Annotated in this window: 33 protein-coding genes; 15 read left to right on the plus strand and 18 right to left on the minus strand. The window is 63.2% G+C overall.

The features are described 5' to 3' along the window. Positions 1 to 373 precede the first annotated feature (373 nt). Positions 374 to 1,018 (plus strand): class I SAM-dependent DNA methyltransferase, encoded by a 645-nt coding sequence (locus KV110_RS01605; RefSeq protein WP_218472763.1) that lies wholly within the window; start codon positions 374 to 376, stop codon positions 1,016 to 1,018. 248 nt (positions 1,019 to 1,266) lie between these two features. Here KV110_RS01605 and KV110_RS01610 read toward each other — a convergent pair whose 3' ends face one another. From KV110_RS01610 to KV110_RS01645, 8 genes are all read right to left on the minus strand, one after another. Continuing rightward, positions 1,267 to 1,899: an HAD family hydrolase gene (locus tag KV110_RS01610; RefSeq protein ID WP_218472764.1), complete on the minus strand. Its 633-nt coding sequence runs from the start codon at positions 1,897 to 1,899 to the stop codon at positions 1,267 to 1,269. Further along, positions 1,880 to 2,173, minus strand: coding sequence for a hypothetical protein (locus tag KV110_RS01615; RefSeq protein WP_218472765.1), 294 nt, complete (start codon positions 2,171 to 2,173; stop codon positions 1,880 to 1,882). Before KV110_RS01615 ends, KV110_RS01610 begins: the two co-directional genes overlap by 20 nt. Positions 2,174 to 3,607: 1,434 nt before the next feature. After that, positions 3,608 to 3,889 carry a YegP family protein gene (locus tag KV110_RS01620; RefSeq protein WP_393537387.1) on the minus strand — a complete coding sequence of 94 codons (282 nt, stop codon included), beginning with the start codon at positions 3,887 to 3,889 and terminating at the stop codon, positions 3,608 to 3,610. Between the two features lie 261 nt (positions 3,890 to 4,150). After that, complete coding sequence (locus KV110_RS01625; protein ID WP_218472766.1) at positions 4,151 to 4,582, minus strand: hypothetical protein; 432 nt, start codon at positions 4,580 to 4,582, stop codon at positions 4,151 to 4,153. A 78-nt stretch (positions 4,583 to 4,660) separates the two neighbouring features. Beyond that, on the minus strand, positions 4,661 to 4,924 hold the full coding sequence (locus KV110_RS01630; protein ID WP_218472767.1) for a hypothetical protein: 264 nt from the start codon (positions 4,922 to 4,924) through the stop codon (positions 4,661 to 4,663). Continuing rightward, positions 4,921 to 6,234, minus strand: coding sequence for a WXG100-like domain-containing protein (locus KV110_RS01635; RefSeq protein WP_246634307.1), 1,314 nt, complete (start codon positions 6,232 to 6,234; stop codon positions 4,921 to 4,923). The genes KV110_RS01630 and KV110_RS01635 overlap by 4 nt, the downstream gene beginning before the upstream one ends. Before the next feature lie 74 nt (positions 6,235 to 6,308). Then, entirely contained in the window at positions 6,309 to 6,608 is a 300-nt protein-coding gene (locus KV110_RS01640) for a WXG100 family type VII secretion target (protein ID WP_218472768.1), read from the minus strand. Positions 6,609 to 6,611: 3 nt separating this feature from the next. After that, a complete protein-coding gene (locus KV110_RS01645) occupies positions 6,612 to 6,923 on the minus strand; it encodes a WXG100 family type VII secretion target (protein WP_218472769.1) in 312 nt (103 codons plus the stop codon). 282 nt (positions 6,924 to 7,205) lie between these two features. On the opposite strand from KV110_RS01645, the gene KV110_RS01650 reads away from it, so the two are divergent. From KV110_RS01650 to KV110_RS01660, 3 genes are read left to right on the plus strand one after another with little or no spacing between them, the layout of a single operon-like run. Next, entirely contained in the window at positions 7,206 to 8,210 is a 1,005-nt protein-coding gene (locus KV110_RS01650) for a glycine-rich domain-containing protein (protein WP_218472770.1), read from the plus strand. Continuing rightward, the gene (locus KV110_RS01655; RefSeq protein ID WP_218472771.1) at positions 8,210 to 8,815 is read left to right on the plus strand and encodes a hypothetical protein; all 606 of its coding nucleotides are present in this window, start codon (positions 8,210 to 8,212) and stop codon (positions 8,813 to 8,815) included. The genes KV110_RS01650 and KV110_RS01655 overlap by 1 nt, the downstream gene beginning before the upstream one ends. Positions 8,816 to 8,872: 57 nt before the next feature. Next, on the plus strand, positions 8,873 to 9,199 hold the full coding sequence (locus KV110_RS01660; RefSeq protein ID WP_218472772.1) for a hypothetical protein: 327 nt from the start codon (positions 8,873 to 8,875) through the stop codon (positions 9,197 to 9,199). 65 nt (positions 9,200 to 9,264) lie between these two features. Here the strand turns inward: KV110_RS01660 and KV110_RS01665 are convergent, their stop codons facing one another. The 5 genes from KV110_RS01665 to KV110_RS01685 all read right to left on the minus strand — a co-directional run bounded on the left by KV110_RS01665 (position 9,265) and on the right by KV110_RS01685 (position 12,927). Then, positions 9,265 to 9,813, minus strand: coding sequence for a hypothetical protein (locus KV110_RS01665; RefSeq protein ID WP_218472773.1), 549 nt, complete (start codon positions 9,811 to 9,813; stop codon positions 9,265 to 9,267). Positions 9,814 to 10,253: 440 nt separating this feature from the next. Further along, complete coding sequence (locus KV110_RS01670; protein WP_218472774.1) at positions 10,254 to 10,811, minus strand: class IV adenylate cyclase; 558 nt, start codon at positions 10,809 to 10,811, stop codon at positions 10,254 to 10,256. Next, on the minus strand, positions 10,808 to 11,356 hold the full coding sequence (locus KV110_RS01675) for a class I SAM-dependent methyltransferase (protein ID WP_218472775.1): 549 nt from the start codon (positions 11,354 to 11,356) through the stop codon (positions 10,808 to 10,810). Before KV110_RS01675 ends, KV110_RS01670 begins: the two co-directional genes overlap by 4 nt. Positions 11,357 to 11,465: 109 nt before the next feature. Next, positions 11,466 to 11,966: a hypothetical protein gene (locus KV110_RS01680; protein WP_246634308.1), complete on the minus strand. Its 501-nt coding sequence runs from the start codon at positions 11,964 to 11,966 to the stop codon at positions 11,466 to 11,468. A gap of 61 nt (positions 11,967 to 12,027) precedes the next feature. After that, positions 12,028 to 12,927 (minus strand): radical SAM protein, encoded by a 900-nt coding sequence (locus tag KV110_RS01685; protein ID WP_218472777.1) that lies wholly within the window; start codon positions 12,925 to 12,927, stop codon positions 12,028 to 12,030. 423 nt (positions 12,928 to 13,350) lie between these two features. On the opposite strand from KV110_RS01685, the gene KV110_RS01690 reads away from it, so the two are divergent. Both KV110_RS01690 and KV110_RS01695 read left to right on the plus strand, forming a co-directional pair. Further along, positions 13,351 to 13,821 carry a hypothetical protein gene (locus tag KV110_RS01690; RefSeq protein ID WP_218472778.1) on the plus strand — a complete coding sequence of 157 codons (471 nt, stop codon included), beginning with the start codon at positions 13,351 to 13,353 and terminating at the stop codon, positions 13,819 to 13,821. A gap of 15 nt (positions 13,822 to 13,836) precedes the next feature. Next, complete coding sequence (locus KV110_RS01695) at positions 13,837 to 14,304, plus strand: NUDIX hydrolase (protein WP_218472779.1); 468 nt, start codon at positions 13,837 to 13,839, stop codon at positions 14,302 to 14,304. Here KV110_RS01695 and KV110_RS01700 read toward each other — a convergent pair. Next, positions 14,292 to 14,855: an HD domain-containing protein gene (locus KV110_RS01700; RefSeq protein ID WP_218472780.1), complete on the minus strand. Its 564-nt coding sequence runs from the start codon at positions 14,853 to 14,855 to the stop codon at positions 14,292 to 14,294. The two genes, KV110_RS01695 and KV110_RS01700, sit on opposite strands and share 13 nt — an antisense overlap. 409 nt (positions 14,856 to 15,264) lie before the next feature. On the opposite strand from KV110_RS01700, the gene KV110_RS01705 reads away from it, so the two are divergent. From KV110_RS01705 to KV110_RS01715, 3 genes are read left to right on the plus strand one after another with little or no spacing between them, the layout of a single operon-like run. Further along, the gene (locus KV110_RS01705; protein WP_218472781.1) at positions 15,265 to 16,311 is read left to right on the plus strand and encodes an asparaginase; all 1,047 of its coding nucleotides are present in this window, start codon (positions 15,265 to 15,267) and stop codon (positions 16,309 to 16,311) included. Positions 16,312 to 16,313: 2 nt separating this feature from the next. Beyond that, positions 16,314 to 16,799, plus strand: a complete 486-nt coding sequence (locus KV110_RS01710; protein ID WP_218472782.1) for a PPC domain-containing DNA-binding protein — start codon at positions 16,314 to 16,316, stop codon at positions 16,797 to 16,799. Positions 16,800 to 16,808: 9 nt separating this feature from the next. Next, entirely contained in the window at positions 16,809 to 17,597 is a 789-nt protein-coding gene (locus KV110_RS01715; RefSeq protein WP_218472783.1) for a DUF4253 domain-containing protein, read from the plus strand. Here KV110_RS01715 and KV110_RS01720 read toward each other — a convergent pair. The 4 genes from KV110_RS01720 to KV110_RS01735 form a co-directional block, all read right to left on the minus strand. Further along, positions 17,594 to 17,932 carry a glycosyltransferase gene (locus KV110_RS01720; RefSeq protein WP_218472784.1) on the minus strand — a complete coding sequence of 113 codons (339 nt, stop codon included), beginning with the start codon at positions 17,930 to 17,932 and terminating at the stop codon, positions 17,594 to 17,596. The genes KV110_RS01715 and KV110_RS01720 overlap by 4 nt on opposite strands. Positions 17,933 to 18,025: 93 nt before the next feature. Next, positions 18,026 to 19,303 carry a hypothetical protein gene (locus KV110_RS01725; protein WP_218472785.1) on the minus strand — a complete coding sequence of 426 codons (1,278 nt, stop codon included), beginning with the start codon at positions 19,301 to 19,303 and terminating at the stop codon, positions 18,026 to 18,028. A 17-nt stretch (positions 19,304 to 19,320) separates the two neighbouring features. Next, positions 19,321 to 19,752 (minus strand): GNAT family N-acetyltransferase, encoded by a 432-nt coding sequence (locus KV110_RS01730; RefSeq protein WP_218472786.1) that lies wholly within the window; start codon positions 19,750 to 19,752, stop codon positions 19,321 to 19,323. Positions 19,753 to 19,834: 82 nt separating this feature from the next. Continuing rightward, complete coding sequence (locus KV110_RS01735; protein WP_218472787.1) at positions 19,835 to 21,220, minus strand: NsdA family TPR-like regulatory protein; 1,386 nt, start codon at positions 21,218 to 21,220, stop codon at positions 19,835 to 19,837. Between the two features lie 792 nt (positions 21,221 to 22,012). Between KV110_RS01735 and KV110_RS01740 the strand changes: the two genes are divergently transcribed. The 6 genes from KV110_RS01740 to KV110_RS01765 all read left to right on the plus strand — a co-directional run bounded on the left by KV110_RS01740 (position 22,013) and on the right by KV110_RS01765 (position 24,924). Further along, positions 22,013 to 22,528, plus strand: a complete 516-nt coding sequence (locus KV110_RS01740) for a hypothetical protein (RefSeq protein WP_218472788.1) — start codon at positions 22,013 to 22,015, stop codon at positions 22,526 to 22,528. A 5-nt stretch (positions 22,529 to 22,533) separates the two neighbouring features. After that, positions 22,534 to 22,965 carry a DUF4254 domain-containing protein gene (locus tag KV110_RS01745; RefSeq protein ID WP_218472789.1) on the plus strand — a complete coding sequence of 144 codons (432 nt, stop codon included), beginning with the start codon at positions 22,534 to 22,536 and terminating at the stop codon, positions 22,963 to 22,965. 123 nt (positions 22,966 to 23,088) lie between these two features. After that, positions 23,089 to 24,015, plus strand: a complete 927-nt coding sequence (locus tag KV110_RS01750; protein WP_218472790.1) for a nucleoside hydrolase — start codon at positions 23,089 to 23,091, stop codon at positions 24,013 to 24,015. A gap of 65 nt (positions 24,016 to 24,080) precedes the next feature. Further along, complete coding sequence (locus tag KV110_RS01755; protein ID WP_218472791.1) at positions 24,081 to 24,338, plus strand: hypothetical protein; 258 nt, start codon at positions 24,081 to 24,083, stop codon at positions 24,336 to 24,338. Further along, positions 24,335 to 24,631 carry a hypothetical protein gene (locus KV110_RS01760; protein ID WP_218472792.1) on the plus strand — a complete coding sequence of 99 codons (297 nt, stop codon included), beginning with the start codon at positions 24,335 to 24,337 and terminating at the stop codon, positions 24,629 to 24,631. Before KV110_RS01755 ends, KV110_RS01760 begins: the two co-directional genes overlap by 4 nt. Positions 24,632 to 24,771: 140 nt before the next feature. Then, positions 24,772 to 24,924, plus strand: a complete 153-nt coding sequence (locus KV110_RS01765; RefSeq protein WP_218472793.1) for a hypothetical protein — start codon at positions 24,772 to 24,774, stop codon at positions 24,922 to 24,924. Positions 24,925 to 24,966 lie beyond the last annotated feature (42 nt).

Consider the following 24,966-nt stretch of genomic DNA (forward strand, 5'->3'; position numbering starts at 1 on the left):
TAATGCCGCATGGCGCGCGTTCTACACGGCGAGATCGACTGCCGCGCAGAACATCCGGTGGTCCCGAATTGAGGACATTTTGCCAGCCGCCGACCTGGCTGTGCTGACGCTTTGTAGCACCGTTCGACGCGCAGTATGCGACGCCTTGGCATACGACAGGCATTGCAGAGGCTCACGGCCCGGCTCAGGTACTTGAGCCGGGCCGTGAGCCGCAGGGTTGGCTGCTAATCCTGCTCTAGGGTAATGACACCGCCAGCGAGGCGTTCCCCGGAGTTGCCGGTGGTCGAAGAGAGCTCGTGTCCCCCTTTGCCCAGATCATCTCTCTCTGCGTCGGCCGTCCACGAGGTCGTGATCATGGAATATCGTGCCGGTCATGACCACGAATGAATGGTTGGCCGACACCCGAACCTCCTATGACACGGTCGCGGTCAGCTATGCCGACCAAGTGCGCGGCGCCCTCGCCGGACACCAGTACCTCCGCGCGGCTCTGGCGTTGTTCGCCGACAGCGTGCGGGTCGCTGGCGGCGGGCCGGTCGCGGACGTCGGCTGCGGCCCCGGTGAAGTCACCGCCCACCTGCATGAGCTCGGTGTCGACGCCTTCGGTGTCGACCTCTCCCCGGCGATGGTCGACGTGGCCCGGCGCGACCACCCCGGCCTGCGGTTCGAGGTGGGCTCGATGACGGACCTGGACCTGCCCGTCGCTTCGGTGGCCGGCCTGCTCGCCTGGCAGTCGTTGATCCACATCCCTGACGACGAGGTGCCGACCGTGTTCGGGCACTTCCACCGAGCATTGCGTCCCGGCGGACCGCTGCAGCTGCTGTTTCACGTCGGCGACGAGTCGCGGTTGAAGACCGACGGCTATGGCGGTCACCCGATGAAGGTCCATGTCCACCGCCGTCAGCCTGACCAGGTGGCATCCTGGCTGCGCGATGCCGGATTCGTGGTCGAGGCTCAGATGCTGCTCGACCCGGAGGCGGAAGCTCAGCAAGCGATTCTTTTCGCACGCAGTAAGTCCTGACTTCTGCATATGTCGGGCTCGCCAGTCGGATCCGGAGCCGATGCCCGAGATGGACGCCGACACTGCGCTATACCCTCGGCGCGACCGTCGTGACCACGGACGCGCTCTACACCCTGCAAGCCCTGTGAATCCCGCCCGCGCGGAGCGCGCGTTTCGAGCGGGCAGTAGCCCGGCCTCGGACGGTCGGCCCGCCAACGTCTCTGGAACGTCCAAATCTGCCGATGAGCGAGAGGTCGGCGCCTGTCGAATCAGGACTCCTGTGTCAGTCCGGTGAGAAGCGGCGTGACGGCCTCGTAGAGGTTCTCGAAGCAGCGGTAGTGAACGGCTGCCATCCCAATCACACGGGCGGAGTCAACGTTGATCTGGCTGTCGTCGATGAACAAGCAACGTTCGACTGGCACTCTGGCCCGATCCGCGGCAATTGCATAGATCCGGGGGTCGGGCTTGGCAATCTGGACTATTGAGCTGTTGACCACGTCATCGGCCAGGTCGGTTAGACCGAGGGCTGCCAGATCGTCGTCAAGCCAAACGGTGGCGTTCGTGACCAGGACGACGGGCACTCGTTTCCGGAGATCGCGGATCAGTTCCACGGTTGCTTGATCCGTGCAGGATGGTGCGTGCGCGAACTCCTGGGCTAACTGCTCCGCCTGCGCACGGGTTGTCAGCGTGGTGAGTGCGTTGGCGATGGACGCGGCCCACTGCGCCCGGCTGACCTGTCCGAGAAGCAGCGGAAGGTCACGTTCTGGCGCGAACGCCAGCTCCATGGTCGTGCCGCGCGTGATACCGGCGATCGCCTCCAGGCGATGCACCTCACCATGGTCATAGTGACGAATCACGCCGTCGAGGTCGCAGAGCACGGCGTCATAGGTCCGAGCAGTCATGAAAGTAACGCTCCTTGTTGGTGTTTCGGCCGCTGATCTCGGCGGCGTAGGTAGTCCAGTCTCCGGCGGACAGGGGTTGCCATGCGACGGCGACGTCGGTGTGGATGCCGAGGGTGCGGGCTAGGAACGCGATCACGGTGTACCGGCTCGGATACGAGCAGCCGAGGAGGTCACCTTCTCGCCAACGCCGATTCCGTGTGCTGGCGAACGTCCGCATCTGCCGCTGGGCGCGCGGCCGGTCGAAGGTGAGAGCGCCGCCGCGCAGAACAACCACTTATCGCGCGTACCGCCCAGCCTGAACCAGCCAGCCGCGGCGACCTGCCGATATCAGCGGGGCTCGCCCTCGGTGTGCTCGGTCGAAATTCGTGGCGGGTTCAGGGGCACGACGTCGATCTGGATTGCTCCTAAGCGCACCGATCGCAGAATCAGCCAGCAGACCGCGAGGACAACGCCGACGATCAGGATAAGGATCACGATAAAGAGCACGATGCCGATGATGGCGCCACCTCCGAGCGGACTTCGGTCGATTCTCGATCCTAGACACACCCCTGGAGCAGGCTGTCAGCCGACGTCGAACGCAGGCCTCTGGATCGGCGACAACCGGGAGGCAACGGTGGCGTGTGGTGTGCTGACTGAACGTCCGCTTCTGCCGCGACCCGCGCGGTTCACAGCGGTCAGACAGCACGGACCAAGACCGACGGCCCGAGGGGATCTCGTGCCGATGACGTCTGGAACGTCCGCCACGGCTGATGAGCCGATGTTCTTAGAACCGCCCGCCGTGGCCGCCACGTCATACTGATTCGGTGACAGAGGAAGGCGCACCGAAGATCTCTTGGATCGACGAATTCCCGAGCTATCCGCCATCGAAGGATTCACTAGCGCGCCTCATCGACGCTGACGGTGGGCGTGATGAGGCAGAGAACTCCTATTACGAAGCCTTCGCGGATCCCAGCTATGTTCGACGGGAGACTGCTCAGCGTCGATTCCGCGGTCAGTACCTTCGGAGACTTCGCCAATTGGCCCACCGCGATCGCGGTGCCCGGCCTGGCGCTACTCGCTGATTTCAGACGCGCGTCTATCCGACGCGGACACACCCTCATGCCGCGACCCGCGCGGTCAAATGGCGACGGACGTCACCAGCGACTTATAGACGCGCCGGGCGGGCATAGGCACAGACTCCGCTGCTCGGCCCCGACATGCCTACGTCTGCATCGATCGTTGATGATTGCTGCTCGTGAGCAAGCCCAGCCGCCAGTGGACTCCACCCGAAGTCTGTGATCAGTGCCCGCACCCGATCTCCGAACACGCGCTCTGGACGCCGGACGAGGTGTGCAAGGGCTGGATGCATTGCTGCGTGACCGACTGTCAATGCTGGCACGAGTGGCCGCAGCTTACCCGTGTGTAGTCGAACGACTAGGAGCTGACTGCATACGGAAGTAGTGAGCGCTCATGCCGCTGGGCGTGCGAAATCAACGCATGAACCTGCGAGTTCTGACCGGCCCGCGCCGCCCGACATGCTCAGTGACGCCTGGCTGGGCCATCCTCATGACGGCTCGCTCCGAATACCATGTGGCGCACGATTTGCCGCTTTGCCAACAGCGAGCACGTGCGCCAGCTCGGATACGGCGGCATCGCCGGGGCGAGGCCGGACGGTCCGGCTCGACTCGGCGATGCTGCGCCCTCGGGCCGAGTCCGCGGATCGAACTCGCTAGACCCCTGCTCCTATCTGGTTGACGATTTCTGCGGTTGGAGCGTTCTTTTTGACCGACTCGATGCCGTTCTCGCACGCAGTCTCAGACTCATACGCTTCGCCGACAGCAATGATCTCGCCGTTGGTGGCCTTGAGTCGGAACCGGTACTTGCCAGCCTTGTCCTTGTACATCTCGAACTTCGCAGCCATCTCAGTTACCTCAGCTCTTGTTGACCTGGATAACGCCTGACCCTTCGACGGTAGGTGATCAACAACGGCCGAAACCAACGACAGCGTCATCTGGTTATCGAACAGCAATCAACGAGCTGCACCGTCCCGCCCCGTACCGGCCGTAAGAGCACCTGGCACCGACACACGAAGATGCCGCATGGCGCGCGTTCGTCAACGTCCGTATGCCGTTGTGCGGGCGTTCGGCCAGCACAAGATGCGTGGCCTCCGGCTGTTGAACTATCTCCAGCAGAGGTTTGATCTCCCCTGGTAGAGGGTGCAGAGTGGATAACGGTCGGCGGCTCCGCTCACACTCCGACCCGCAGGTCACACCTAGGTATTGGTCCAACCGTCGCGGTTCCTGCGTTCGAAGTATTCATCGTCGGCGGCTTGGATCTCTTCGTCCGAGGGCTGTCGGCGCTGATTACCGGGGGCTGATTCACCGCGTAGACGTCCGAACTGGTTGTGGATGCGTGAGTCGGCTTTGCTGAGCAGACTTGTGACTTTGGTTTTCGCATCGGCCCGTGCCGTGCGGTGGCAGTCGAGCAGGGTTGCGGTGAGTTGGCTGCTGCTCCAGCGCATCGCGCCGGGGGCGATCTGCAGGTTGGTGATCTCGCCTTCGGCGTCGACCTCGACGAGGACACCACGTGTTTCGCCGCGACCCCGCACCGCACCAAGGGCACCGGCGAGCTTCTCACCGCTGCGGCGAATCTCGGCGAGGTCGCGCTGCAGCTGCTGCTCCCACTCCTGGATATCGGTCGTCATCGCGGCTGGGCACCTTCCTCCAGATTCCGTCTGAAGCTCACCGGAAAGATATCTTCCACGCGGACCTGGCCGACCATGTCATTGCTCGCGGCGAATGACGGTTCCGGCGGTGACGATAGGCCGGAGATCAGCATCCAACAGGATCGTAGTTTTCCCCGGCCGACTGTGTATTTCGATCGATTTGATGATCGTGCTCGTTGCTTGGTCGCCGTTGTGGATAGACACCTTGTCGCCGACGCTGACCGGATCGCCGGAGAGGGTGCCGGTGACGAAGATCCAATCCGGTCGGCTCGGGAGGAAGTCGACTCGCTCGACGATCAGTTGTGAGGTTCCGTCGGTCATTGCGTGTTCCTCCGCCAGGTATCGACGAAGCTGTCCTCGGCTGCGTAGGCTTCGTCCTCAAGTGCCCGTGTCATCGAATTGATCTTGCCTTCCGTGTATTGGCGGACGTGCACATTTTCATGCGCCAGCGTCCGTACGAGTGTTTCCGCGTCCTGGAACGCCGCGGGTCCGAGTTGGACTCCGAGGGCGTCGGTTCTGGCGATGGCGCCTTGGAAGTCCAGGTAGGAAATCGTGTCGGCATCGTCGAGGATTTCGAGCTTGGCGCCTCGGAGGTCTATGCCAGCGAGCTGGGCGTAGTGCTCGATGGTGTCCATGTCCCTGGGCAGTCCGATATTGCCTTCCAAGACTTCCCGATTGGTCAGGGCGCCACCGCGCGAGTAGAGGGCGGTGGGTCCACTACGGCCAAGGAACTTCGTCCGGGCAGCTTGCACCCACGTGCGAACCTTTTCGACCAGCGGTTTCAATCGTTCGGTGAGTGGCCTGATGACGTCGGCGACGATTTTCGCCGCCCGCGCCGCGAGCTCGGCGATGATCGTGGCGATACGTCGGGCCTTGGCGGTGAGCCGGGCCGCTAGGGCCGCGTTGCCCACCCATTCCGACAGGGTCGCGGTAAACGGTGCCAGGACCGCGAAAGCTGCTTCGGCGGCGACGGTTTCGATGGCCATGTCTTTGAGCTCGTCGAGGATCTTGCTGTGCGCCTCATCGAGGTGGTGGGCATACTCCCCGCAGGCGTCACCGAGTGACTGGCAGGCGTCGGCCAACGCATTGAGGTCGGCTTGGCGGGTCTGACAGGTTTGCACCCCGATCTCAATCTCGGGTGACTGCTGATTGGTGAGCAGATCGACCGCGCGCGGAACCGCACCAGCAACGGTGCGGAAATCCGATGACGCGGTATGCCAGGCCGTTTTGGCGGCGTTCAACTGGTCCTGATGCCCGTTGGGCCAAGCCCACCCGACAACGTCTTCGATGAACGACCATCCGAACGGCTCCGGTATCCCGTCTCCGGCGGCAGACGGAGCAGTTTCGGGCAGGCACGGATCCGACGACAGTGATGGTGCTGGCGGCTCCGGCAGCTGCCGCAGGTTGGCGGCAGCTTCAGCTACTTGGTGGTTGTAAGCGCCGACAACGATCATGTCCCTGGTCTGGCCGCACGCGGTCGCCAGTCTGGATGAGGCCGATATCGCGAGCTGGGCTGCCTCGTCATAGCCTGCCGCCCACTGCGCGCCGACGCTGTCGCTGCCAGCCATTCCTCTGTACGCGGTCAGTACCGTGACCAACGCGGAATGGGTGGTCACTGAGTCGGCCGACATCTGGCCGAAAACCTCGCCAGCAGAGCTGTATTCACCGGCCCGGTAAACAATGAGTGGCACCGTCGGTGTCGGTGTCACTGCGGCCACATCCCGACATTGGTGTTGACCGCGGTCGTGTAGCTCGTGTGCGCTCGGCGGGCTACCTCACGCAACTCGTCGAGGTTCTCCCGCATCTCCGCGGCACCGGCCATCCACCGGTCGTGCGCGTCGCGCTGCGCCTGCGCCGCTCGGCTCGACCACGACAGATGCAGTTCAGCGACCTTGGCATCGACTTCCCGTAGCCATCCCTCGACATCGGCACCGAAGGCTGCCATGGTCGCGATCGCTTCATCGAGCTGCGCGAGGTTTACCCGGTAGCTGTTGTCATCGGCCATTGCCTACACCTGCTCGCCAGCTTGGTTGATCGCGTCGCGATTGGCGAAGTCACGCATCATGTATTGATCGGCGGCAACAAGGAGGCTGGCGGCTGAGGACTCGAGCGCGGCGACGATCTCATCGGCACCCTGCTTCCACTCGACCCAGGACTCGTCATAGGCCGAAGCGGCACCGCCCTGCCAGCCATCCACCAGCAGCTCTCGACCGACGGTGCCGTCGAGCTTCCCGATCCCATCCTTGATGACCTGGGCTTTATGGGAGATGAACCGCGCGGTCTCTCGAAGTCGATCTACTTCGACCTGCAGCTCGGACATGCCGTCTCCCCTCATAGAGCCGTCGACCAGATCGCCTACGCACTATAAGCCAGCACCCAACCCCGTCTGAGTCCGAGCGGAGACCGCCACTCCTTAGCGGGCTGTCACGGCCCCGCCAAGCCCGCGGACATCGCGTGCCGCAGACCGACAACCCGGGCCACGGCTGTTCGTCGAGCCTCGTTCGCCGATTCGACTGCCCTTCGGCTCATGCCTTCTTGCCCTGCTCGCCGCATCGCGGCCGGTCTCGCATAGCCCGCTGCCTACTTCGCGCCAGGAGGTGAGATGACCACTCCCGGACAGTCCGCTCCCGATGGCTCGTTCGTTCTGGGCTCGCAGTTCGGGCAGAACATCAACGAAGACTCCGCTAAGGCGGTGCTCAAAGAGGCGACGCTGGCGGTGTTCACCCGCTACCAGCAGCGGCTGCACAACCAGGTCGTCAACGTCATCAACGACCACTCCCAGTCGATCACCGAGCTGCGCCAAGCCTACGAACAACTCACGCTGCACGGCCGTACGATCGTGTTCCCCGGCAACGGCACCTACACGCCCACCAAGGGCATCGTCTCCGTCGAGGTCATCCTGCTCGGTGGCGGAGCCGGAGGCGCGGCCGGCCGCTGGGATGTCCTCGGCGCGTATCGAAAAACCGGGGGCGGCGGGGGAGGCGGCGGGGAAGTTCACTACAGCATCCCCGCCTCCCTGCTCCCGGTCGACCGCGGCGGCAACTTCTTGCCCATCGCCATCGTCATCGGACGTGGTGGAGGTGGCGGCGTCGGTGACGCCGAACCCGGAAACGGCGGCGGCGACACCAAATTCGGTGACTTCCTCGCCGCAGGCGGCGGCGTCGGCGGCCAAGCCGACACCGAAATCGGCGGCACGGGCGGAGCGGGCGGCGTCGGCATGATACGAGGTGGGGACGGGGGCAAGGGCTCGTCCTCCAGCAGCACTGCACTCGCCACCGCGGGCGGCAACTCCTACTCGCCGTACTCACTCAACGGAGGCGGAGGGGGCGGTGGAGGCGGCGGCGGGCTCGGCGGGCCAGGAATGCCAGGCGGCCAAGGAGGAATCTCCCTCGGCGGACTGCCCGGCCAAGACGGCCAAGCTCCCTCGAGTGTGGTCACCACCGGCGGCGGTGGCGGGGGAGGCGCACCCAACACCACCACCAGCGGCGGCCACGGTGCAGCCCCCTCCGGCGGCGGTGGTGGCGGCGGTGCCGGAATAACCCCACCCCGAGGCAACGGTGGCAACGGTGGATCCGGGGTGCTCTACGTCGTTGAGCGATTCACCTGATGCGCACCGTCCTTCGCCTATATACAACGAACGACACCTGGCACAAACCGTCCGCGCTGGAATCGATCGAAATCGTCGGCCGTGCGGGGGGCGGCGGCGGCAACGCCACCCACGGTGGAGGAGGCGGTGCTGCCGTGCATCCCCGCCGCATCCGCGCCAGCCAATTACCCGAGACCATCGCCATCCTCGTCGGCCCCGGCGGCGACCTCGGCAACGATGGTGGTCCCACCGCGTTCGGTGAGCTCATCGCCGCCCCACCAGGACTCGGTGCCGACTACGGCGGTACCGGTGGACCGTCCAACATGCGCGGCGGAAACGGCGGCGGCCCAGGACAACCCGGCGAATCCGTCACGTCCGGTGTTGTCGCCCTGCTCGCCGGAGGCGGCGGTGGCGCGGGATCCGGATCGACCGGCGGCGCCTCTGGACTCGTGCCCGCGGGCATCAGTCGCCCGGTGCTGTGGGAGGCCGGGCAATCCGGCGGCGGTGGCAACGACGGGCAACCGGGTGGCTTTCCTGCGGGTGGCGGCGGTGCGGGCGCACACGGTGCGGCAGGGCTGCTGACCCTCATCGAATACCTCTTCGAATCGCCGCCGACCACGCCCTGACTCAAACCCCTGCGTACCTGCCTATTTCAGGACGCGACACCCGAGGAGAGGTAACTCATGGCGCACGCCGTACTCCACGTCGACAACCTCGGCGGGTACATCGGACCCGCCCGCTGCTACAAACTCGACCCACCCGTCCGCCTCGGCGACACCGACCACGAATACGTCACCGTGTGGGTCCAACCACGCCTACCGCACCAGCAGGCCGAAGTCGGTGTCGTCGCCGCGTCCGCCACCGGCGCGTGCGCCACCTGGTCGATGCTTCGCCAACCCGGAAGCTTTGTCCTGCACAGCGATCCGGACACCGGCGACTACCTCGAAGGCTGCTACACCATGGCACTCGGCCTGCTGGGCTACCAACTCGGCGATGCACCCACCACCTGACAAAACCCCCGCACGCGATCGAGCCCCGGCCTCACAGCCGGGGCCCTTTTTCGCATATCCGGGGGTCAGGATGAAACCCGGCTCCCGCCAGTCGCCCGTCGCCGCGCCTCCAGCCAATCCTCCCGTTTGGATTCGCCCAACCCGTCCAGTCCTCGTTCATCCACGATCGCCATCGCCGCCACGATCACCTCCGGCGAGGGCACCAACTCGAACCCAGGTGTCGCAGCGGCTGCCGCTGTGGTGCGGTCGATCCGTAGATCCGCCGCCACCTCCACCCAGGTGTGGTCGGTGAACAACACCATCACCCGCCCCGGTCGCGGCGAATCCTGCACCACTCGCGTGACCCGGCGATCGCCCTCGTGCCACCGATCGAACGGAAGCAGATCACACACTGCCACCGTGGTATCCCACGGCAGCCGCCCGGTGATCGTGTAATCAATCGCCCAACTCTCGGTGCACTCCGAGCAGATGGTGAATTCGTGCCCACACGCCTCGGTGCTGGACGCGATCGGGATTTCGACCTTGTCGACGAGATGGACCATGACATTTGAACCCGCTGGGGCATAGCTGTTGTCGAGGGTTGCGGTCACCGTCGGCAAGGCGGCATCGGCCATCGCTCGTTCCTTTCGCAATACGTGAAATGTATATACGGAACGTAGCTCTAGTCGATAGAAACTGGAACGCGGATATCGAGTCTTTTCGGCAGCTAAAACACAAGGGCGCGCGCAATGGGTTGCGTAGTCGGAATGGAGTGCGTTGCTCGTTCGGCAAACGGCCCACGTGCAGTGCCGACACATCAGGATTTGGTGTCGGTCGCACTCGCGGTATTCACGCTTTCCTGGTGAATGAACGTCGCTTCGGTTCACGTCGATCGTCATTAGCACTTGGCGAGAACTGCCATATAGCTCGCAGCGTCTGCTGTAGCTCGTCGATCCGCAACCCGCTGCCGTCCAACACATGCGCCAATTCGTCCGGCGACATAAACCAGTAGGCAAACCACGGCGTTGCTTCGCCTGGCCACCATTCTTCCGTCGTGTGCGGTCGCCGCTGGTAATTATTGCCCGGTCGCGTCCTTGAACAAGAGCGTCGGTTCAGTGAGAATCTCCCGCCCGGTCTCGCTCTTGTAGATCTCGTCCACGCTGCCGAACCTGGCTTCTGCGTAGTCCAATCCCAAGCTCGACGCCGCACGCCGCACGGCGGTTTCGTCGGGACCTTCGATTTCGAGGAACGTCGGCAACCCTGGCCATGTGTCAAGATCGAACACCACGTCGCCGAGTTGCCATTCCTCGCGGTAGTTCTCTTGGTACCGGACCTCGTGCAGGCCGAGTTTGATCAGGATTTCGGCCATGGCGGGCAGGTCCCCGACAGTGGTTTCGATTTCGGTGGTGCCGTCGATGGTGGTGGCGTCGGTGACCTGCTTGAGTGTCAGGGTCGAACGAGATCCCTCGTTGCGCAGTCGAACCCAGGCGCCCTGGGCCAGTGAATCATTCTCGAATATCTTGCGGGTCAAGAGTGTTCGCGGAAAGGACTGCGTAGCACCGAGACTCGCCAGTTTCGTCCGCAGGTCGTTGACATCCACCGACAAGAATTTTGCCTCGTACTCGTTTTTCATCGTTGCAGTTTTCGCCTTTCGCTCTGGATTCGTCGTGTGCCGATGAGTAAACCCATTCGGTGTGTGTGGTCGCGTAGTTGTCCCACGTGGGCGCGTTCGATGAACGCGTCAGTCTGCAATGTCAGCAGCACGTTCCACTCGTCGCCGAAGTAGCGGGCGAGCCTGTCGGGTGTGGTGTAGTGCTCGATGAGCTCGTGACGGTATCCGATCGGCATCATGAACTCTGCGCCGAACAATCCTCCTGGTCGAACGAGGTGTTGCATCCTGGATACGAATTCGCCAAGAGGGCGTCTGTGGTTGGCGCTGTAGTGCCAAGAGCAACTTGTCCAGACCGCGTCTGCGGTCATATCGGCGGGATCGGATTCGAGGAAGTCCCTGCACACGATACGAACCCGGTCGTGAAGGTCGGCCTCCTTCAGGCGCTCCACCAGTCCGGGGGCGTACGCAGTGCCGGATACCGGGAGCAGCACCTCACCGCCGTTCAGCGCTATCGGATCGTTCTCGATTGCGATGACACCGTACCCGGCTTGCGCCAGCGGCAACACGAACTTGCCGTCACTGGCACCGACCACGGCGACGATTGCGCCCGGTCGACACTCCTCGGCCAGAGCGCGGAGAAACTGGGGGAAGAAGGTCAAGGTTCGTTCCCAGAGGCTAGCGGTCGGCATGATTCGCCTCAATCGCATTCATGGACAGGATGGTTCGTACGACCTGTTCGGGTTGTCTTCCGGAGGTGTCGATCTGGTGGACGGGGTACTGAAGGTATGCGTCGGTGAGGCGGTCGGCGTTCTGTTCGCTGATGGCGTCCCATCGCGTGGTCGGTTTCTCCCGCTGGGCCAACCGGTTACGGCGTTCTTCCGGCTCACACACCAATTGGTACATGACGGGTTGGGGAAGGTTGCGCGGAAGGATGACATCGACCTCTGCCCCGAAGACCCGATGAGTAGTCAGGCAGCGAGCAAAGTAGCTCTCGACCACCACCGGTATTCCGGCGTCGAGGTAGCGGCGTATCTGATCGACGGCTGTGAACAACGCGGACAAGTAGAAGCACATCCGCGCATCCACGTTCTCGTATACATCGAGCTCTCGCCGAAGTGGTTGGTAGAACGCCGGAATTGTGGGCACAAGTACCGCCTGGCGGGCCTGGGCCAGCAAGGGCGCAACCGTCGACTTCCCGGTTCCAGGTAGGCCCTCGATGCTCTCGAAAAGGTGTCGTTCACGCACGGCTATACACCACATCCGGAATCAAAAGGGTCAGTTCATCGTTCGCCGATGGCCGATGCAGGATGCGGTCATTGTCCTTGTCGTACCAGAAGGCGTGCGAGTCCTTGCCCACAGCTTTGCATGACATCGTGAGTGCGCCGCGTGGGTCCGACTCGATTCGGTCGATTTCGTGTCGCTTACTGGGAACGGCGCAAGTCGGCGCGTCGTCTTCGGACAGGTCTTCGTCCAGAATTACGTCGATTTTCAGCGATGCGCGCTGTAGCTGGTCCCGTAGCACCGAGTATTCGGCCGCGTCGGTAACCATCATCTCGGGGTGCAGGGCTGCATTTCCGACGGGGCGTAGCTGGTGCAGTTTGAGTTCCGACACCCCCAACGCTTCCAGCGTGTACGCCAGATCCACCACTTCGCCGATGTTGTAACGATTAACCACCAGAGTCACACCCGTCGGAACCCTCAGATCCCGAGCGAGGGTGAGGGATTCGAGCGCAGCCGTGTAGCTTCCAGCCCGGCGAATGAGGTCGTTGGTGTTGCCGATCCCTTCCAAGGAGATACGGAGCAGATCAACGCACGGCGCAATGTCACGCAGACGGCGACCGATGTGGTAGCCATTGCTGCATATCTCCACGGTCAGCCCAAGGGTGTGTTTGGCATAGCGGACCACTCGCGCCAAGTCCTTGTAGACGAACGGCTCACCGCCGAGCAACGTCACAGCCTCAACATTGTGATGTTGCTGCATGAGCCGCATCAGGTTGCACGCCTGCTCAACCGTGTAGGCGTCGGCGTGCTTGAGTCGCTCACCGTGGAAACAGTGACCGCAGCTGAAATTGCACCGGTACAGCAGCTGTAGGTAGAGCATCCGAATCTTGCGAATGCCGGTGACTTCCTCAATCACGATGGCCCCCTTCGGGTTTGTGAGCGGAAACCCATCGTGTCCGCGGGGTCCGGGACCGCGTAACCGCGTATGGGACAGGGCAATAGACGTCCTGGGACGTTTCGGTAGCCGCACGGCCGTGGTCCTTGCCTATGACACGGCACGTCGGCTTCCATAGAGCTTGTGAACCTCCGGCTTCAGTCCGTGCTCCTCCAGCGAGGAATCAGGCCCGAGGCGTTGGCCGAAATGTGTGAGGTGGACCCGAAGACGGTCGGCCGATGGCTCGGTGGACGGGTGCCGCACCCGAAACACCGCCACCGCGTCGCTCACCACCTCCGCGTCGAGGAAGGATTCCTGTGGCCACCTACACCGGAGACTGTGCCTGCCACGAAAAACGTCGAATTGGTGGCTACCTACCCCAACCGCGCTGAGGTTCCACGCGAAGTGTGGTTGTCACTCCTGCGCGAAGCAACCGAGCAGATAGACGTCCTCGTCTTCTCTGGAACGTTCTTCGTACAGTCGAACCCGCAGGTCGTGAAGATGCTCGCGGAGCGGGCCCTGCAGGGCACGCGGATTCGCCTGTGCTTCGGTGACCCAGGCGGGGAAGCTGTAGCCGCTCGCGGCCATGAGGAGGGCATCGGCGACACCTTGGCTGCAAAGGTTCGAGCCTCACTCACCTACTACCGGCCACTGCTATCCGAAGAAGGATGCGAGGTCCGGTTACACGACACAACGCTGTACAACTCGATGTTCCGCTACGACGACAACCTCATGGTCAACCCGCACATCTGGGGTCAACCCGCCAGCGCGAACCCGGTCTTCCAACTGCGCCGCGTCGACGACACTGGATGGTTCGACAACTACACCGAAAGCTTCGATGCCATCTGGGCTGAGGCGAAGCCCTGGGCACCCTGACGAAAGGCCGATCGCATGGGCAGGATCGAGTACTACTACGACCCGAAGGCACCCAAGCCCAATTCACTTGTGGTGGCATGCAACCTTCTGGTCACCGACGAGTCGGGGGCGATTCTGTTGCAACGCCGTCGTGACACGGGCCAGTGGGCGTTGCCCGGTGGCGCGATGGACATGGGCGAGACGCCCGCGGAGTGCGCCATCCGCGAGTGTCAGGAAGAAACCGGCATCACCGCCGAAATCACTGGGTTCCTGGGCGTATACAGCAACCCGAATCACATCGTCGCCTACACCGATGGCGAAATTCGCCAACAGTACGAGAACACCTACATCGGCCGACCCATCGGCGGGAAGCCCACCATCAACGAGGAAGCCGACGGCGTGACCTTCGTGCTCCCCGAAGACTTGGGCCAGTACGACATCCACCCGAGTATGCGCCAACAGATCGGCGACTATCTATCCAACAACTACCCCTACCTCGGATGAGCCAATAACGCTTGCTCGACCCGCGCCACCGTCGCAAAGATATCCGGCGCAGCACGCTGAATGAACCGCCCCACCACGGTATCCGGGCCGTAGCGGCTCAGAATCTCTGCTATCCGGTTGGCAGCCGTGGTCCGAGTGCCGTCCGGTGTAGTCGTTATGTCGCAGTAGGTCAAGGCATCCACCAACAAAGGATCTTCCAGGATCGGAAACTCTGATTCCAACTGCTCACGCAGGCTGCGCTCCTCTGCCTCCAGCAGGGCGAACGTGTGATTGGCAACCAGGCGGACCAGCCGCTCGTCGGCGTGCTGCTCTTCCCGCAGGAAACGGGCACCATCCAGCGGATGAAACCCGGTCACCACAAGCCTGGGTGCATAACCTACGTCATGCAAGATGGCGGACGCTTCGAGTAATACCCGATCGCAACCAAGCCGCGCCGCAAGCTCGACCGCGGCTTCGGCTACTCCCTTCGAGTGCGCCCAACGCCGAGGCAGTGACGTCTCCAACTCCTTCCCAGCCAGACGCCACGCCCAAGACGATTCGTAGTCGATCATCGTCCAACGCTAACGGCTGCTGAATACGCTTGGTCGTGGATTGCGCGGGCGCAAACCACAGGAACTTTGCGCGACACCTGACGACCCGTCCCCACCCGGGGTTCGGGTCACGCTCGGCCTAGCATCTGCCTCGTGGAGATCAAGCGGCGATGGCCGCAGCACGACATCTTGGATGGGTGACCAGCTAACGTCCGAGGAATTCGTCGTCGGATTTGACTTGAACCACCGGTGAACAGGTCATCCCACCGGGCGAGACTGATCTTGTCAGTAGGTGTCATCCGAGTCCCGGTATGACGTGCTCTTGTCCATATCCGGTGGGAGGCAGCTGAAAGCGCTCTCTCTCGCCGGCCTCGACAACAGCCTCCGCTTTCTCGCCGACCTTGCCCGCGAAGATCGCTAGGCTGCCGGAGTGTCCAGTGCCGAAATCCGTCCCAGGGTGATCGTTTTCGCTCTCGGCGGCACCATAGCCATGTCGAGAACCTCCACCGGCGGCGTCGCACCCGCACTGTCTGCCGACCAACTCATCGCAGCTATCCCCGGACTCGGCGATACGGAAATCGAAGTAGAGGTCGTGGACTTCCGGCAGCTGCCAGGAGCCTCACTGAAAGTCTCCGACGTCACCGCACTCGCCGACGCGATCGACGATCGGCTCGCCAACGCGGACGGCGCTGTCGTCACCCAAGGCACCGACACCATCGAAGAAACGGCCTACCTGCTCGACCTACTCCATACAGCGGCCCAACCAGTTGTGGTGACCGGAGCGATGCGCAACCCGACCCTGGCCGGAGCCGACGGACCCGCAAACCTGCTGGCGGCCATCCAAACCGCTGCCGACCCGCAAGCTCGCCACCAAGGGTGCCTCGTGGTGTTTGGTGACGAGATCCACGCCGCGCGCCGCGTCCGAAAGACCCACACCACCAGCACCGCAACCTTCCAGTCAGCCAATGGCGGCCCCCTCGGTTACATCGTCGAAGGACATCCGCGGCTACTCAACCACCTCACTCACCGCACGAACGTGCCAGCCAAACCCGTCGATGACACACGCGTAGCGATCATGACCATCGTTCTGGGTGACGACGGCACCACCCTGCGGGCAGTAAGCGAGCACGTCGACGGACTTGTCATCGCAGGTCTTGGCGCCGGACACGTGCCCGCTGATCTGGTCCCGATCCTCGAAAACCTCGCGAGCAGGATCCCGGTCGTGCTCGCTTGCCGCACCGGCGCAGGATCAGTCCTCGAATCCACCTACGGGTTCCCCGGTTCCGAGCGCGACCTACTCTCCCGCGGACTCATCTCCGCCGGATACCTCGACCCGATCAAAGCGCGCATCCTGCTACACACACTGCTCGCAACCGACTGCGACAATCAGGCAATCGCGGCGGCGTTCGGTGCAGCAGGCGGCTACCGAGACCCCGAAACATGGCCGTGGCCAACTGATCTCAGTGAGGGCAACTAACCATGCGCAGCCACGAACTCACCCTCGGCCGGTCATTCGGCGTCGCATTCGACCACGGCGACGACTTCTATCCGACGCTCGCTGAATTTTGTCACGCCAACAACCTCCGCCAAGGGTTCATCCCCTCCTTCATCGCGGGATTCAGCGAAGTCGACATCGTCGGTACCTGTGATCGGCTCGACGATCCCCAGGCGCCAGTTTGGTCGAAGGTCCACCTTTCCAACGTTGAAGCTTTCGGCGGAGGCACCCTCGCCTATGACCCCGACACCGGCACGGTACTACCGCACATCCACGTGGCCGTCGGCATCAAAGAGCACTCAGCCACCGGGTACACAAGTCACCTACTCAGTGCAAAGGTGCAGTTCCTCACCGAAATGCTCATCATCGAAGTCGCGGAACCAAACATGCTGAGGATCCGCGAACCCAACCTTTACGACGTGCCGCTGCTGCGATTCGTTGAGGGTGCCAGCCGCAACGTTGGCGGATAGGTAGCGATCGTGACTGATTCCTTCGCCTTCCCCGCATTGCCCGACAACGGGTTGCCGCCAGGAAGAATGGTCAAGGCGACCAACACTGCAGCAGAAGAGCGCGAGGTCCTGTGGGTGTCCGACGAACGGCAACCTAGAGCTGACGTGCTCTGGGGCCGACTCTATGACCAGCGGGCCGACACGGGTTTGTATCCGCTGTTGCTCGATGTCCTGGATCCCTTCCCTCCCGCCGGAAATCTGCAGAACCGTCCCTGGCATAGCGGCGAGTTGGGTTTCGTGCCAGTCGAGAAGATCGACGCACTCGACGCGGAGCAGCTCCTGCGGGGCATGTGGCCAATGACTGACGATGCCTACGCGTCCGATCTCGGCGCACCGAGCAGCTGGCCTGGCGTGGCGGCTCCAGGCACCGGTGGCGGCGACCCAGGCGTAGCCGCTCGGAAGCTGGCTCACGACTTGGCGCGTAAGAGAGATCGCCTGATCGGGCTGGTCCCAGCGACGCGCGGTGCCGACGCGATCGCCCTGAGCGGGTGGGAAGGGGCAGTGAATCTCACCAACGACACCGAGGAACTTTCCGCGATCGTTCGATCATGGGAAGACCGATTCGACGTCCGAGTAGTCATGCTCGGCTTCGACACCCTGTACCTGTCGGTGGCCGCGCCGCCGACAACCCAGGACCACGCGTTACAGGTGGCTGCCGAACATCTCACCTTCTGCCCGGACAACTTCGACTTCGGCACCTTCGACGACTACGCGGCAAAATTGATCGGCTGCCATAACTGGGGATTCTGGTGGGACTAGGGCGACATCGACTGATCCGCGACAGAGCGCACCTGATGTGCAAGCTGTTCAGCGGCGTCGCGGCGACCGAGTCGACGAGCTTGAGCTGCGATGGTGGTTCGGCGGCCGGGATCTGTGAGCAGGGGTGCGATCGCCTCTTGCAGCGACGGCCCGGACATCTCGTCGAGTAGAGCGACTGTCGCGCCGCGTCCGGCAAGAGTGCGTGCGTTGTGGGCCTGCTCGTTGCCCGCGGCCGAGGCCAGCGGCATGAGGACCGAAGCTTTGCCGAGGGCAGTGATCTCTGCGATCGTTCCTGCGCCGCTGCGGGAGATGATGACATCGACCAGCGCGAACACATCCGCTAACTCCGGACCCACGAACTCGGTGGCGGCTGGCGACGAAGGTCCTTGCACGTGAGTGGGTCACTGGCCGAAGGCGGTGGCTGTCGGTCACCGTGGGAGTTGGTTGTAGAGACGTATGAGTTCTTCGGCGCTGGCGCGGGCGGCGTCGCAACCGTTGGCGGCCTCGATCGAGATGATCTCAGAGCTCCAGGCATCGCTGATCGGGTTGTAGCGGTCGGGTCCGGGCTCGGCTGGCTGCGGCGAGGTCGAGACCTCGATCAAGCAGGAACCAACAGAAGACGTTTCGGGCTTGGGATTCTCGAGGGCCCGGAGTCCGCCGATCCTGAGTTCCTTCTGATCGCTGCCCGCGTCTGCTTTCAAGGAGTCATTGGCGAACTTGTATCGGATGTCCTGGAAGGTCGAGTCGGCGCCGCGGTCCAGTAGGAAGGCACATTCCCACGGGTTCGCGCTGTTGTCGTAGTCAGCGCCGTGCGGTCTCAGCGCCAGCCGGGACGCGTCGTTCGCCACCAGCGCGGGGTGGTGTCCTTGCCCGATCTTGCCGAGCACGGCGCACGGGTCGAGAGTGGCGAGCCGGGAGTTCATGTGTGCGCGTTGCGAAGTCGCTCGCAGCGGGCGTTCGAGCCGGTGCGTAACAGCCGCTCGACCGACATCGCGCACCACCGCGCACGAATCGAACTTGCCGGCAGCGAGCACCATGATGCTCACACGGTCATCGATCGGCACATTCGCTGCGCAGCTGCCTTCGGACGGCCCGGCCGAGACCTCGATCTCGCCGACCTCGGGCTGGGTGCCGCTCCCCGGCACTGCCCGGAACATGCTGACTTGGATCGAGCCGAGGAGATCACCGTCCGGGGACTTGAACGACGCCGAACACGCGTTGAAATCGAACAGGGCACCGATGTAGGCCGGTGTCCCGATTCGATGTACCGCTGCGTCGTCGAGGTAGCCGCATGGATCCAGTGGGCGGAGGGTATCGCGGTAGGCAATCGTCTGTTGGTCCTGCGCCGATAGCAACCCTGGATACGCAGGCCGGTCAGGCGGTGAAGTGGGCGTTGGTTTAGCCTGTGTCGACGAACACGACGTTGTGGCGACTACAACCGAAAACAGCACCGCCGCAGCGGCAAACACTTTCCTCACATCGGCGGATACTACGGGCACTTCGTCATATTCGCCCGATTCTGTGCCGCGTCCGATCACTCCCGCCTGGTGATGCCGAAACCGTGGCGGTGGCATGGCTAATCCCCCGCAATCAGCAGATGCGGACGTTCGCCGAACCCACAGGCATAGAAAGACGTTATGCGCCGCGGTGTGACGGGCAAAGGTCCACCTGAAGCGCTTGTCGGGCTTGGTGTCCCATCGCTGCACACGAGATGAGCGAGCAGCTATCGCTTGGGTAGGAGGGCCTTCCAGTAGGCGCGGTTCCCCGGTTTGTCCCTATAAATCGAGAACCCGGCTGTTCGCTCGTAACCGCACTTTTCATACAGCGCGTGTGAAGCGGTTTGCTTGCTGCCGGTGTCGAGGATCGCTGCCCGATAACCGGCAGCACGGGCGTCTTCCTCCAAGCGGGCAAGTAGCTGCTGGGCGACACCGTGTCGACGCAGGCGAGGTTCGACGTACATTCGTTTGATCTCTGCTGTGGCGCCTGTCTTGTCCTCGACGTGGCGTCGGTATCCGCCGCAGCCGATCGGTACACCGTCGAAGTAGGCCACGACGAACGCCCCGCCGTGTTGTGGGGTGAACTCTCCAGGTGAGACCGGCGTCTGGTCCGGGTGTCCGTAGAGTTCCGCGTTGACAGCGTGCGCTTTCGCGATCATCGCGGTGGCGGCCGGAGAATCGTATCGCTCGAAGCGCAGTACGACTGCCTGAGCGGTTACCGACGAAGTCATACATCCAGAATTAGCAGATTTTTGCCTTCTTCATCGTTTCGAACTTGTCGATGAAGGTGCGCACGGTTGAGGTGGCGCGGTGCGGGCGCAGTTCTGCGTTGATTGTGTCGATGAGATTGCGGCAGCGTGCCGAGCCGACTTCCGGCAGCATCGGCAGCACTTGCCCAGCTTCGTAGCAGGCGAGCTCAAGATCCTGTCGCCCGCCTGTTCCTCGGGCGTGGGCAAGAGCGAGGGAAAGTCCGTAGAGGACTCGGTCGCGCGTCGCATCCTGGTTCAGGTTTGCGAGACCCTCCGCGAGCTGTTGCTCGGCTTGAAGGGTGTCTCCGAGGTGAAGATAGCAGCGGCCAGCCTCGCTGGTAAGGACGGTCGGGCCCATCCAATAGACCCAGGCAGGATCGTGGTCATGCTGGCCGCGCGCAAGGGCTTGGTGCGCGCGTTCGAGCGCGGCAGAGGTCTCGGAGTGCATTCCAGAGGTAGCGAATGCACGCGCCTCACGCATCGCGATTAGCGCTTGCACACGAGGTGTCGTGGCTGAGCGGAGCCCCTGTTGAACTGTGCCCATGATGGAGACTGCGTCGTGAGGTCGGTTGCGCCATGTCTGCTGGAACGCGATACAACTGAGCACGAGGGCGCCAAGTTGTTTGTCGCCTGCCGCTACTGCGGCGCGAAGCCCGAGAAGGTACATGCGCTGGGCAAATCCGTGTCGTCCCAGGTCGAATCCGAGCCATCCTGCCAACTGGGCCATCTGACCAGCCAGTGAGAGCAGACGACGTCCTAGATCCGCTGGATACGACGAATCACTGAGAAGGTCGATCGCCTCTGCGAGCCGGTTGACGACCGCGCGCAAGACGAGCTCACCACCGTGCCCGTCGTCGAGACGCCGCAGTTCGGCTAGGTCCTTTTCGAGGTAGTCGATGTAGTCGGGGGTGATCCGCCCTTGTCCAGCAGTCATACGGTTCGACATCAACGCGTGGTTGCCGAAGGCCCAGGACTCGGCGAGTGAGGTGAGCTCGTTACCGGAGACTGCGAAGTGGGTCTTTGCTTTCCCAGATGCCCGGAACTCCTTCAGCAGTGCCAGGGTGTCGTGCGGTAGCCACCTATCCGGGGCAATCTGGGCTACAGCGGGCAGCCATACCTCGGTCTTGTGGGCCTGTCCAGGCCACAGCTGGTCGACCGTGACTATCTCGCCACGCGCTTCAGTGAGGATCCCTGCGACCACGGCAGGCAACGGATCCCGTGGCACGGTCCCACGGTCACGCCACGCAAAGGGAGTCTTGGCATGAATGCGGCGATCTGGACTGACGAGTCGATTTACCGCTCGCGCCAATTCGTACGGCGACCACCCGATTTCCTCCAGCAGCCGTCGCAGTTCCGCGTTGGAATTCAGCCCACCCATTCCTTGAATCGTACTGAAACTTCGTGCAAGTGGAAGCGAATGTGCTGCTAGAACCCGAAATTCGGCAAAATACTACACCTGCCTGCCAACGTTCGGCGATGTGCGGCATCGCGATCGGTAGCCACGGCCGCCGACATCGTTTGTGCTGGATACAACCGATCGCTATCGGAACATGAACTGCACCAGCACAGGCGGATTGCCAATGGGCGCGGCCTGCAAGGACATCGTTCAGATCCGAATGCGGTCGATCCGAGAAACGACCGACAAATCCTTCGGTTAACGCCGATCGGGATCGGGGAGCGATGGCGGTGCACGTAGTCGGCCACTCGATGAGAAGTGACCAGATCGACCACCAGGCGCGGTGTGTGGAAGGCGGCGGGTGGGAGGTCAGCTTCTTGCCCGGGATGACTCTCACCGCGGATCAAGCTGTTCTTGCCTTGAGGGCAGCCGAAGAACTTTCGGCGTTGGGAGCGTGTGCGCAGATCCTTGGCCTGACGACGCTGGAAGTGGTTGGCATGGCGACAGAGCCGTGCATATGGCAAGACCGTCAACTCGTTGTGCCTGTCCGACCGAGTGCTCGCCGTGAGATGCGAGCCGTTCGATGACGCACGACTGGGTGTTGCTGCATGGCAAGCGGGTCCAGGTGCGTGGCAAGCGGATTCAGGGCTTTATGACCGGAGCGGCGGAGGGGCGGCGTGACGCCGCTGAGTGCGTGTGGGAGCCGATCGAGTCGCCTGCACCGCTGGAAGACCCAGGTGATCAGGGCGCGCCTCATTTGAGGGTGGTGCGGTGATGTTCGAAGGCTGTCACACGCCGAAGGACGTGGCGCAGTTCTACCGCAACCGGTACGGGCTGGCGGCGGAGCTGTCCTATCAGCGGGCATTCGTGCTGACCGACGACACGGTGGGCGCGATCTTGATGCCACCATGGCTCGGCCGACAGGTGAAAAACAGTTTCCGCGAGGACGTTTCGATCCCGATCATCCGTCACGGTCAACGGGGCGGTTTCTGGGTCTTCCTCGTCGGCAGGCGGCGTGGGCATCTGCGTAACCGGGCGGTGCCTGCGTTGACCCGCTACAACGGGGCGATCCTGCCGCCACGGTCGCCCGTGTGGCTACCGATGACCGATGCCGGACTCGGGTGGACATGGCACTCGCCACCGCGTCGCGGCGCACTGCTTCCTGCCCGTACCGAGATGTTGCACTCGGCGCTGGTCGTGATCGACCATGCCGAGGCGGCACCGGATCCGTTGCACAACAGAGCGATTGCGGTGCGTGACCCGGCGTCGGTGCGGACAACCCGGCGGTGATCGGGGTGTCGCTGCCTTCTGATGACGAGCTGTTTCTGGCGATCCGAGGGCAGTTCGACGGCACCCACCGGCTATGCGAGCTCGCCAACGAACTGGGGCGGCTGCACTGGCGAAAGCTGCTCGGTAAGCCCGTGTGTGCCGAAAGCTGCTGTGAGCGTGCGGAACTGATTTACGAGATCGACTTGTGGGTCTCGGAGCGGCTGCCGGTCCCGCACCCGAGTGCGACCCTGCACACCGAGACCTTGGGCCAAGTGATTGACCGGTTCGCGTGCGCTGTCGTGGGCGCCTATCACCTGCTGATGACTCTCGATCCCGCCGACGTCAAGGTCCATGCGGCCTGGTATCGGGTCGCCGAGCTCGCCGACGGTTACACCGACCTGTGCACCGAGGTGGGCAATAGGGCACGGCGGCTTCCTGTGGGCGGTGAGTGCCGTTGATCAGACCCGCCGGAACGGCATCGATAGCTGCGATGGCGGCGGCTGTGTGCGCCTGGCCTTGTGCAGCTTGGGCACCGAGCTTCCCTCCGAATCCCAACATCACCATGAAGGAGTGCATCGAAGATGTTCGACGACCCGCCACCGCTGAACGGTCAGCCGTTGAAAGCGGCGTTCACCCGCACGATGTCCGGCTGGCTGGACAGGCTGATGATCCTGGATACCGACCTGTTCTATGACCCCGACGACCTTGCGGCGTTGCTCATTGCCGCCGAGACGGTACCGAATCTCGTTGTGATCACCGCTGATGAGACCCGTGGTCGGCGCGCTCGCCTGGCCCGATACGCACTCGATCAGCTGGGTCGTACCGATGTGCCGGTGATCGCCGGCCTCGATCTCGGTGGCGAGCAGCGGTTCCTGATGGACGACTACCTCGATGGCCTGGAGCCACAGCCCGACGATCTGGTCGATGCGGTAGCTCGGGTCTGTGCCATGACGACCGGTCCGATCGACTGGGTCGGTATGGGGCCGATGACCAACTACACCGCTGTCGTGACCGCTGCACCGGAGCTGGCCGAGCGGTTCGTGCTCTATCAAATGGGCGGTTGGCTCGATCGCTATCGGGACAAGCGGGTGGCCAGCCATAACCTGCGCATCGACACTGTCGCCGCCGGGTTGGGGTTGCGGATCGCTCACAAGCCACGGCTGATGCTGTCGGATTTCACCAACGTGCGAGAAATCCGAATCACCCCGGACTGGGCGGTGATACGCAGCCTGCGGTCCTCGCCCAACCCGGCGGCACAGTTGCTGGCGACCAACTTCGAGCTGTGGTTCGCGCGGCGCGGCGGAAGTTGGATGCACGACCCGCTCACACTCACCCTGCCCCTGCAGCTTCCGTTCGTGACCATGCGCGGTGAGTGGATCCGGATCGAGAAAGACGCCCGGATCTGCCGAGACCTCGACGGTCGCGTGATGGAGGTATCGTGCGCGGTCGACTACCCGGGCTTTATCGATTGGTTCCACGAAACCCTCCTAGCGGGGGCATACCGGTGAGGTGGCGATCATGGCTACATGCCCACCCGCGGACCAACTCTCGCCGCACTCCGGCAGCCGCCGACATGCGACGTGACACGATTCCGATCGGTGTCGCGGTAGGCCGAGAAGGATACGTCAGGCTGCACGCTGATTGCGGCAGAGCCGAATTCGACGCCGAGCACCAGCTGATCCGGGTCGCCTGCCCTGCCGTGTGGTGCGGGTCGGTGTCGGTGGCCGACAACGTAATTCAGGCGCACCGGACGTGGGACAACCGTCCGTGTGCGTGGGGCCGGTGGCGCATCGTCGACGACAGTGTCGCGGCCGAGAAGGCGTTGTCATGAACCCGGCGAGCCTCGACCAGATCGGTGCCACAACGAGTTTCGGTGACTGCCTGGGCGATCCCGGTGAACTCACTCGCGACGACGCCATCACTGCGATGAGCCTCCACCACGACTGCTCGCGCCAGTGCCTGCCGCTGCGAAGGGCCGAAGCGACACTCAAAGCCGAGTACGGCTCGGTGCCAGCTGCCAGCGAGGAGATGACCGACCAGAGCTGGGGCGCTGTGATGTCAGCCCGGCTCCGGGTGGCAATGCGGCTGTCCGAACACCGACCTAGCCTCAGCGAACCGACCTAGCGGTAGTCCTGGCCGTTCACCGACAGTGCAAGCTCGCGCGCCACCCCCACTCAGCCGACAAGCAGATACCTGATCTCCGGCAGCGGATCCGAATTCCTCTGCCCAACAAAGCTTCCCGATAGGATCGCAAGGAGAACATCATGGGCCTTTTGTACAAGAGCATCGCGACGCTGACCTACACGGTCACGGTGATCGTGATCTACAACGCGATCGTCGCCTTCGCGCGCCAGCAAGTATTCGCAGAGCTTCGCGGCGCCACCTTTGGCGGTGACGAATCCGAGCACCAATTGTGAGCTGGTGAATCGGTACGGCCCGGTCGTCCGGCGCGGACGACC

This window comes from Nocardia iowensis, assembly GCF_019222765.1.
In the GTDB taxonomy this organism is placed as follows: domain Bacteria; phylum Actinomycetota; class Actinomycetes; order Mycobacteriales; family Mycobacteriaceae; genus Nocardia; species Nocardia iowensis.

Bases quoted from the DNA above. Each gene is read 5' to 3' on its own strand.
- KV110_RS01605 (WP_218472763.1), top strand. From the start codon at position 374: ATGACCACGAATGAATGGTTGGCCGACACCCGAACCTCCTATGACACG.
- KV110_RS01610 (WP_218472764.1), bottom strand. From the start codon at position 1,899: ATGACTGCTCGGACCTATGACGCCGTGCTCTGCGACCTCGACGGCGTG.
- KV110_RS01620 (WP_393537387.1), bottom strand. From the start codon at position 3,889: ATGACGCTGTCGTTGGTTTCGGCCGTTGTTGATCACCTACCGTCGAAG.
- KV110_RS01625 (WP_218472766.1), bottom strand. From the start codon at position 4,582: ATGACGACCGATATCCAGGAGTGGGAGCAGCAGCTGCAGCGCGACCTC.
- KV110_RS01630 (WP_218472767.1), bottom strand. From the start codon at position 4,924: ATGACCGACGGAACCTCACAACTGATCGTCGAGCGAGTCGACTTCCTC.
- KV110_RS01635 (WP_246634307.1), bottom strand. From the start codon at position 6,234: ATGTCGGCCGACTCAGTGACCACCCATTCCGCGTTGGTCACGGTACTG.
- KV110_RS01640 (WP_218472768.1), bottom strand. From the start codon at position 6,608: ATGGCCGATGACAACAGCTACCGGGTAAACCTCGCGCAGCTCGATGAA.
- KV110_RS01645 (WP_218472769.1), bottom strand. From the start codon at position 6,923: ATGTCCGAGCTGCAGGTCGAAGTAGATCGACTTCGAGAGACCGCGCGG.
- KV110_RS01650 (WP_218472770.1), top strand. From the start codon at position 7,206: ATGACCACTCCCGGACAGTCCGCTCCCGATGGCTCGTTCGTTCTGGGC.
- KV110_RS01655 (WP_218472771.1), top strand. From the start codon at position 8,210: ATGCGCACCGTCCTTCGCCTATATACAACGAACGACACCTGGCACAAA.
- KV110_RS01660 (WP_218472772.1), top strand. From the start codon at position 8,873: ATGGCGCACGCCGTACTCCACGTCGACAACCTCGGCGGGTACATCGGA.
- KV110_RS01665 (WP_218472773.1), bottom strand. From the start codon at position 9,813: ATGGCCGATGCCGCCTTGCCGACGGTGACCGCAACCCTCGACAACAGC.
- KV110_RS01670 (WP_218472774.1), bottom strand. From the start codon at position 10,811: ATGAAAAACGAGTACGAGGCAAAATTCTTGTCGGTGGATGTCAACGAC.
- KV110_RS01695 (WP_218472779.1), top strand. From the start codon at position 13,837: ATGGGCAGGATCGAGTACTACTACGACCCGAAGGCACCCAAGCCCAAT.
- KV110_RS01700 (WP_218472780.1), bottom strand. From the start codon at position 14,855: ATGATCGACTACGAATCGTCTTGGGCGTGGCGTCTGGCTGGGAAGGAG.
- KV110_RS01710 (WP_218472782.1), top strand. From the start codon at position 16,314: ATGCGCAGCCACGAACTCACCCTCGGCCGGTCATTCGGCGTCGCATTC.
- KV110_RS01730 (WP_218472786.1), bottom strand. From the start codon at position 19,752: ATGATCGCGAAAGCGCACGCTGTCAACGCGGAACTCTACGGACACCCG.
- KV110_RS01735 (WP_218472787.1), bottom strand. From the start codon at position 21,220: ATGGGTGGGCTGAATTCCAACGCGGAACTGCGACGGCTGCTGGAGGAA.
- KV110_RS01740 (WP_218472788.1), top strand. From the start codon at position 22,013: ATGTTCGAAGGCTGTCACACGCCGAAGGACGTGGCGCAGTTCTACCGC.
- KV110_RS01750 (WP_218472790.1), top strand. From the start codon at position 23,089: ATGTTCGACGACCCGCCACCGCTGAACGGTCAGCCGTTGAAAGCGGCG.
- KV110_RS01755 (WP_218472791.1), top strand. From the start codon at position 24,081: ATGCGACGTGACACGATTCCGATCGGTGTCGCGGTAGGCCGAGAAGGA.
- KV110_RS01760 (WP_218472792.1), top strand. From the start codon at position 24,335: ATGAACCCGGCGAGCCTCGACCAGATCGGTGCCACAACGAGTTTCGGT.
- KV110_RS01765 (WP_218472793.1), top strand. From the start codon at position 24,772: ATGGGCCTTTTGTACAAGAGCATCGCGACGCTGACCTACACGGTCACG.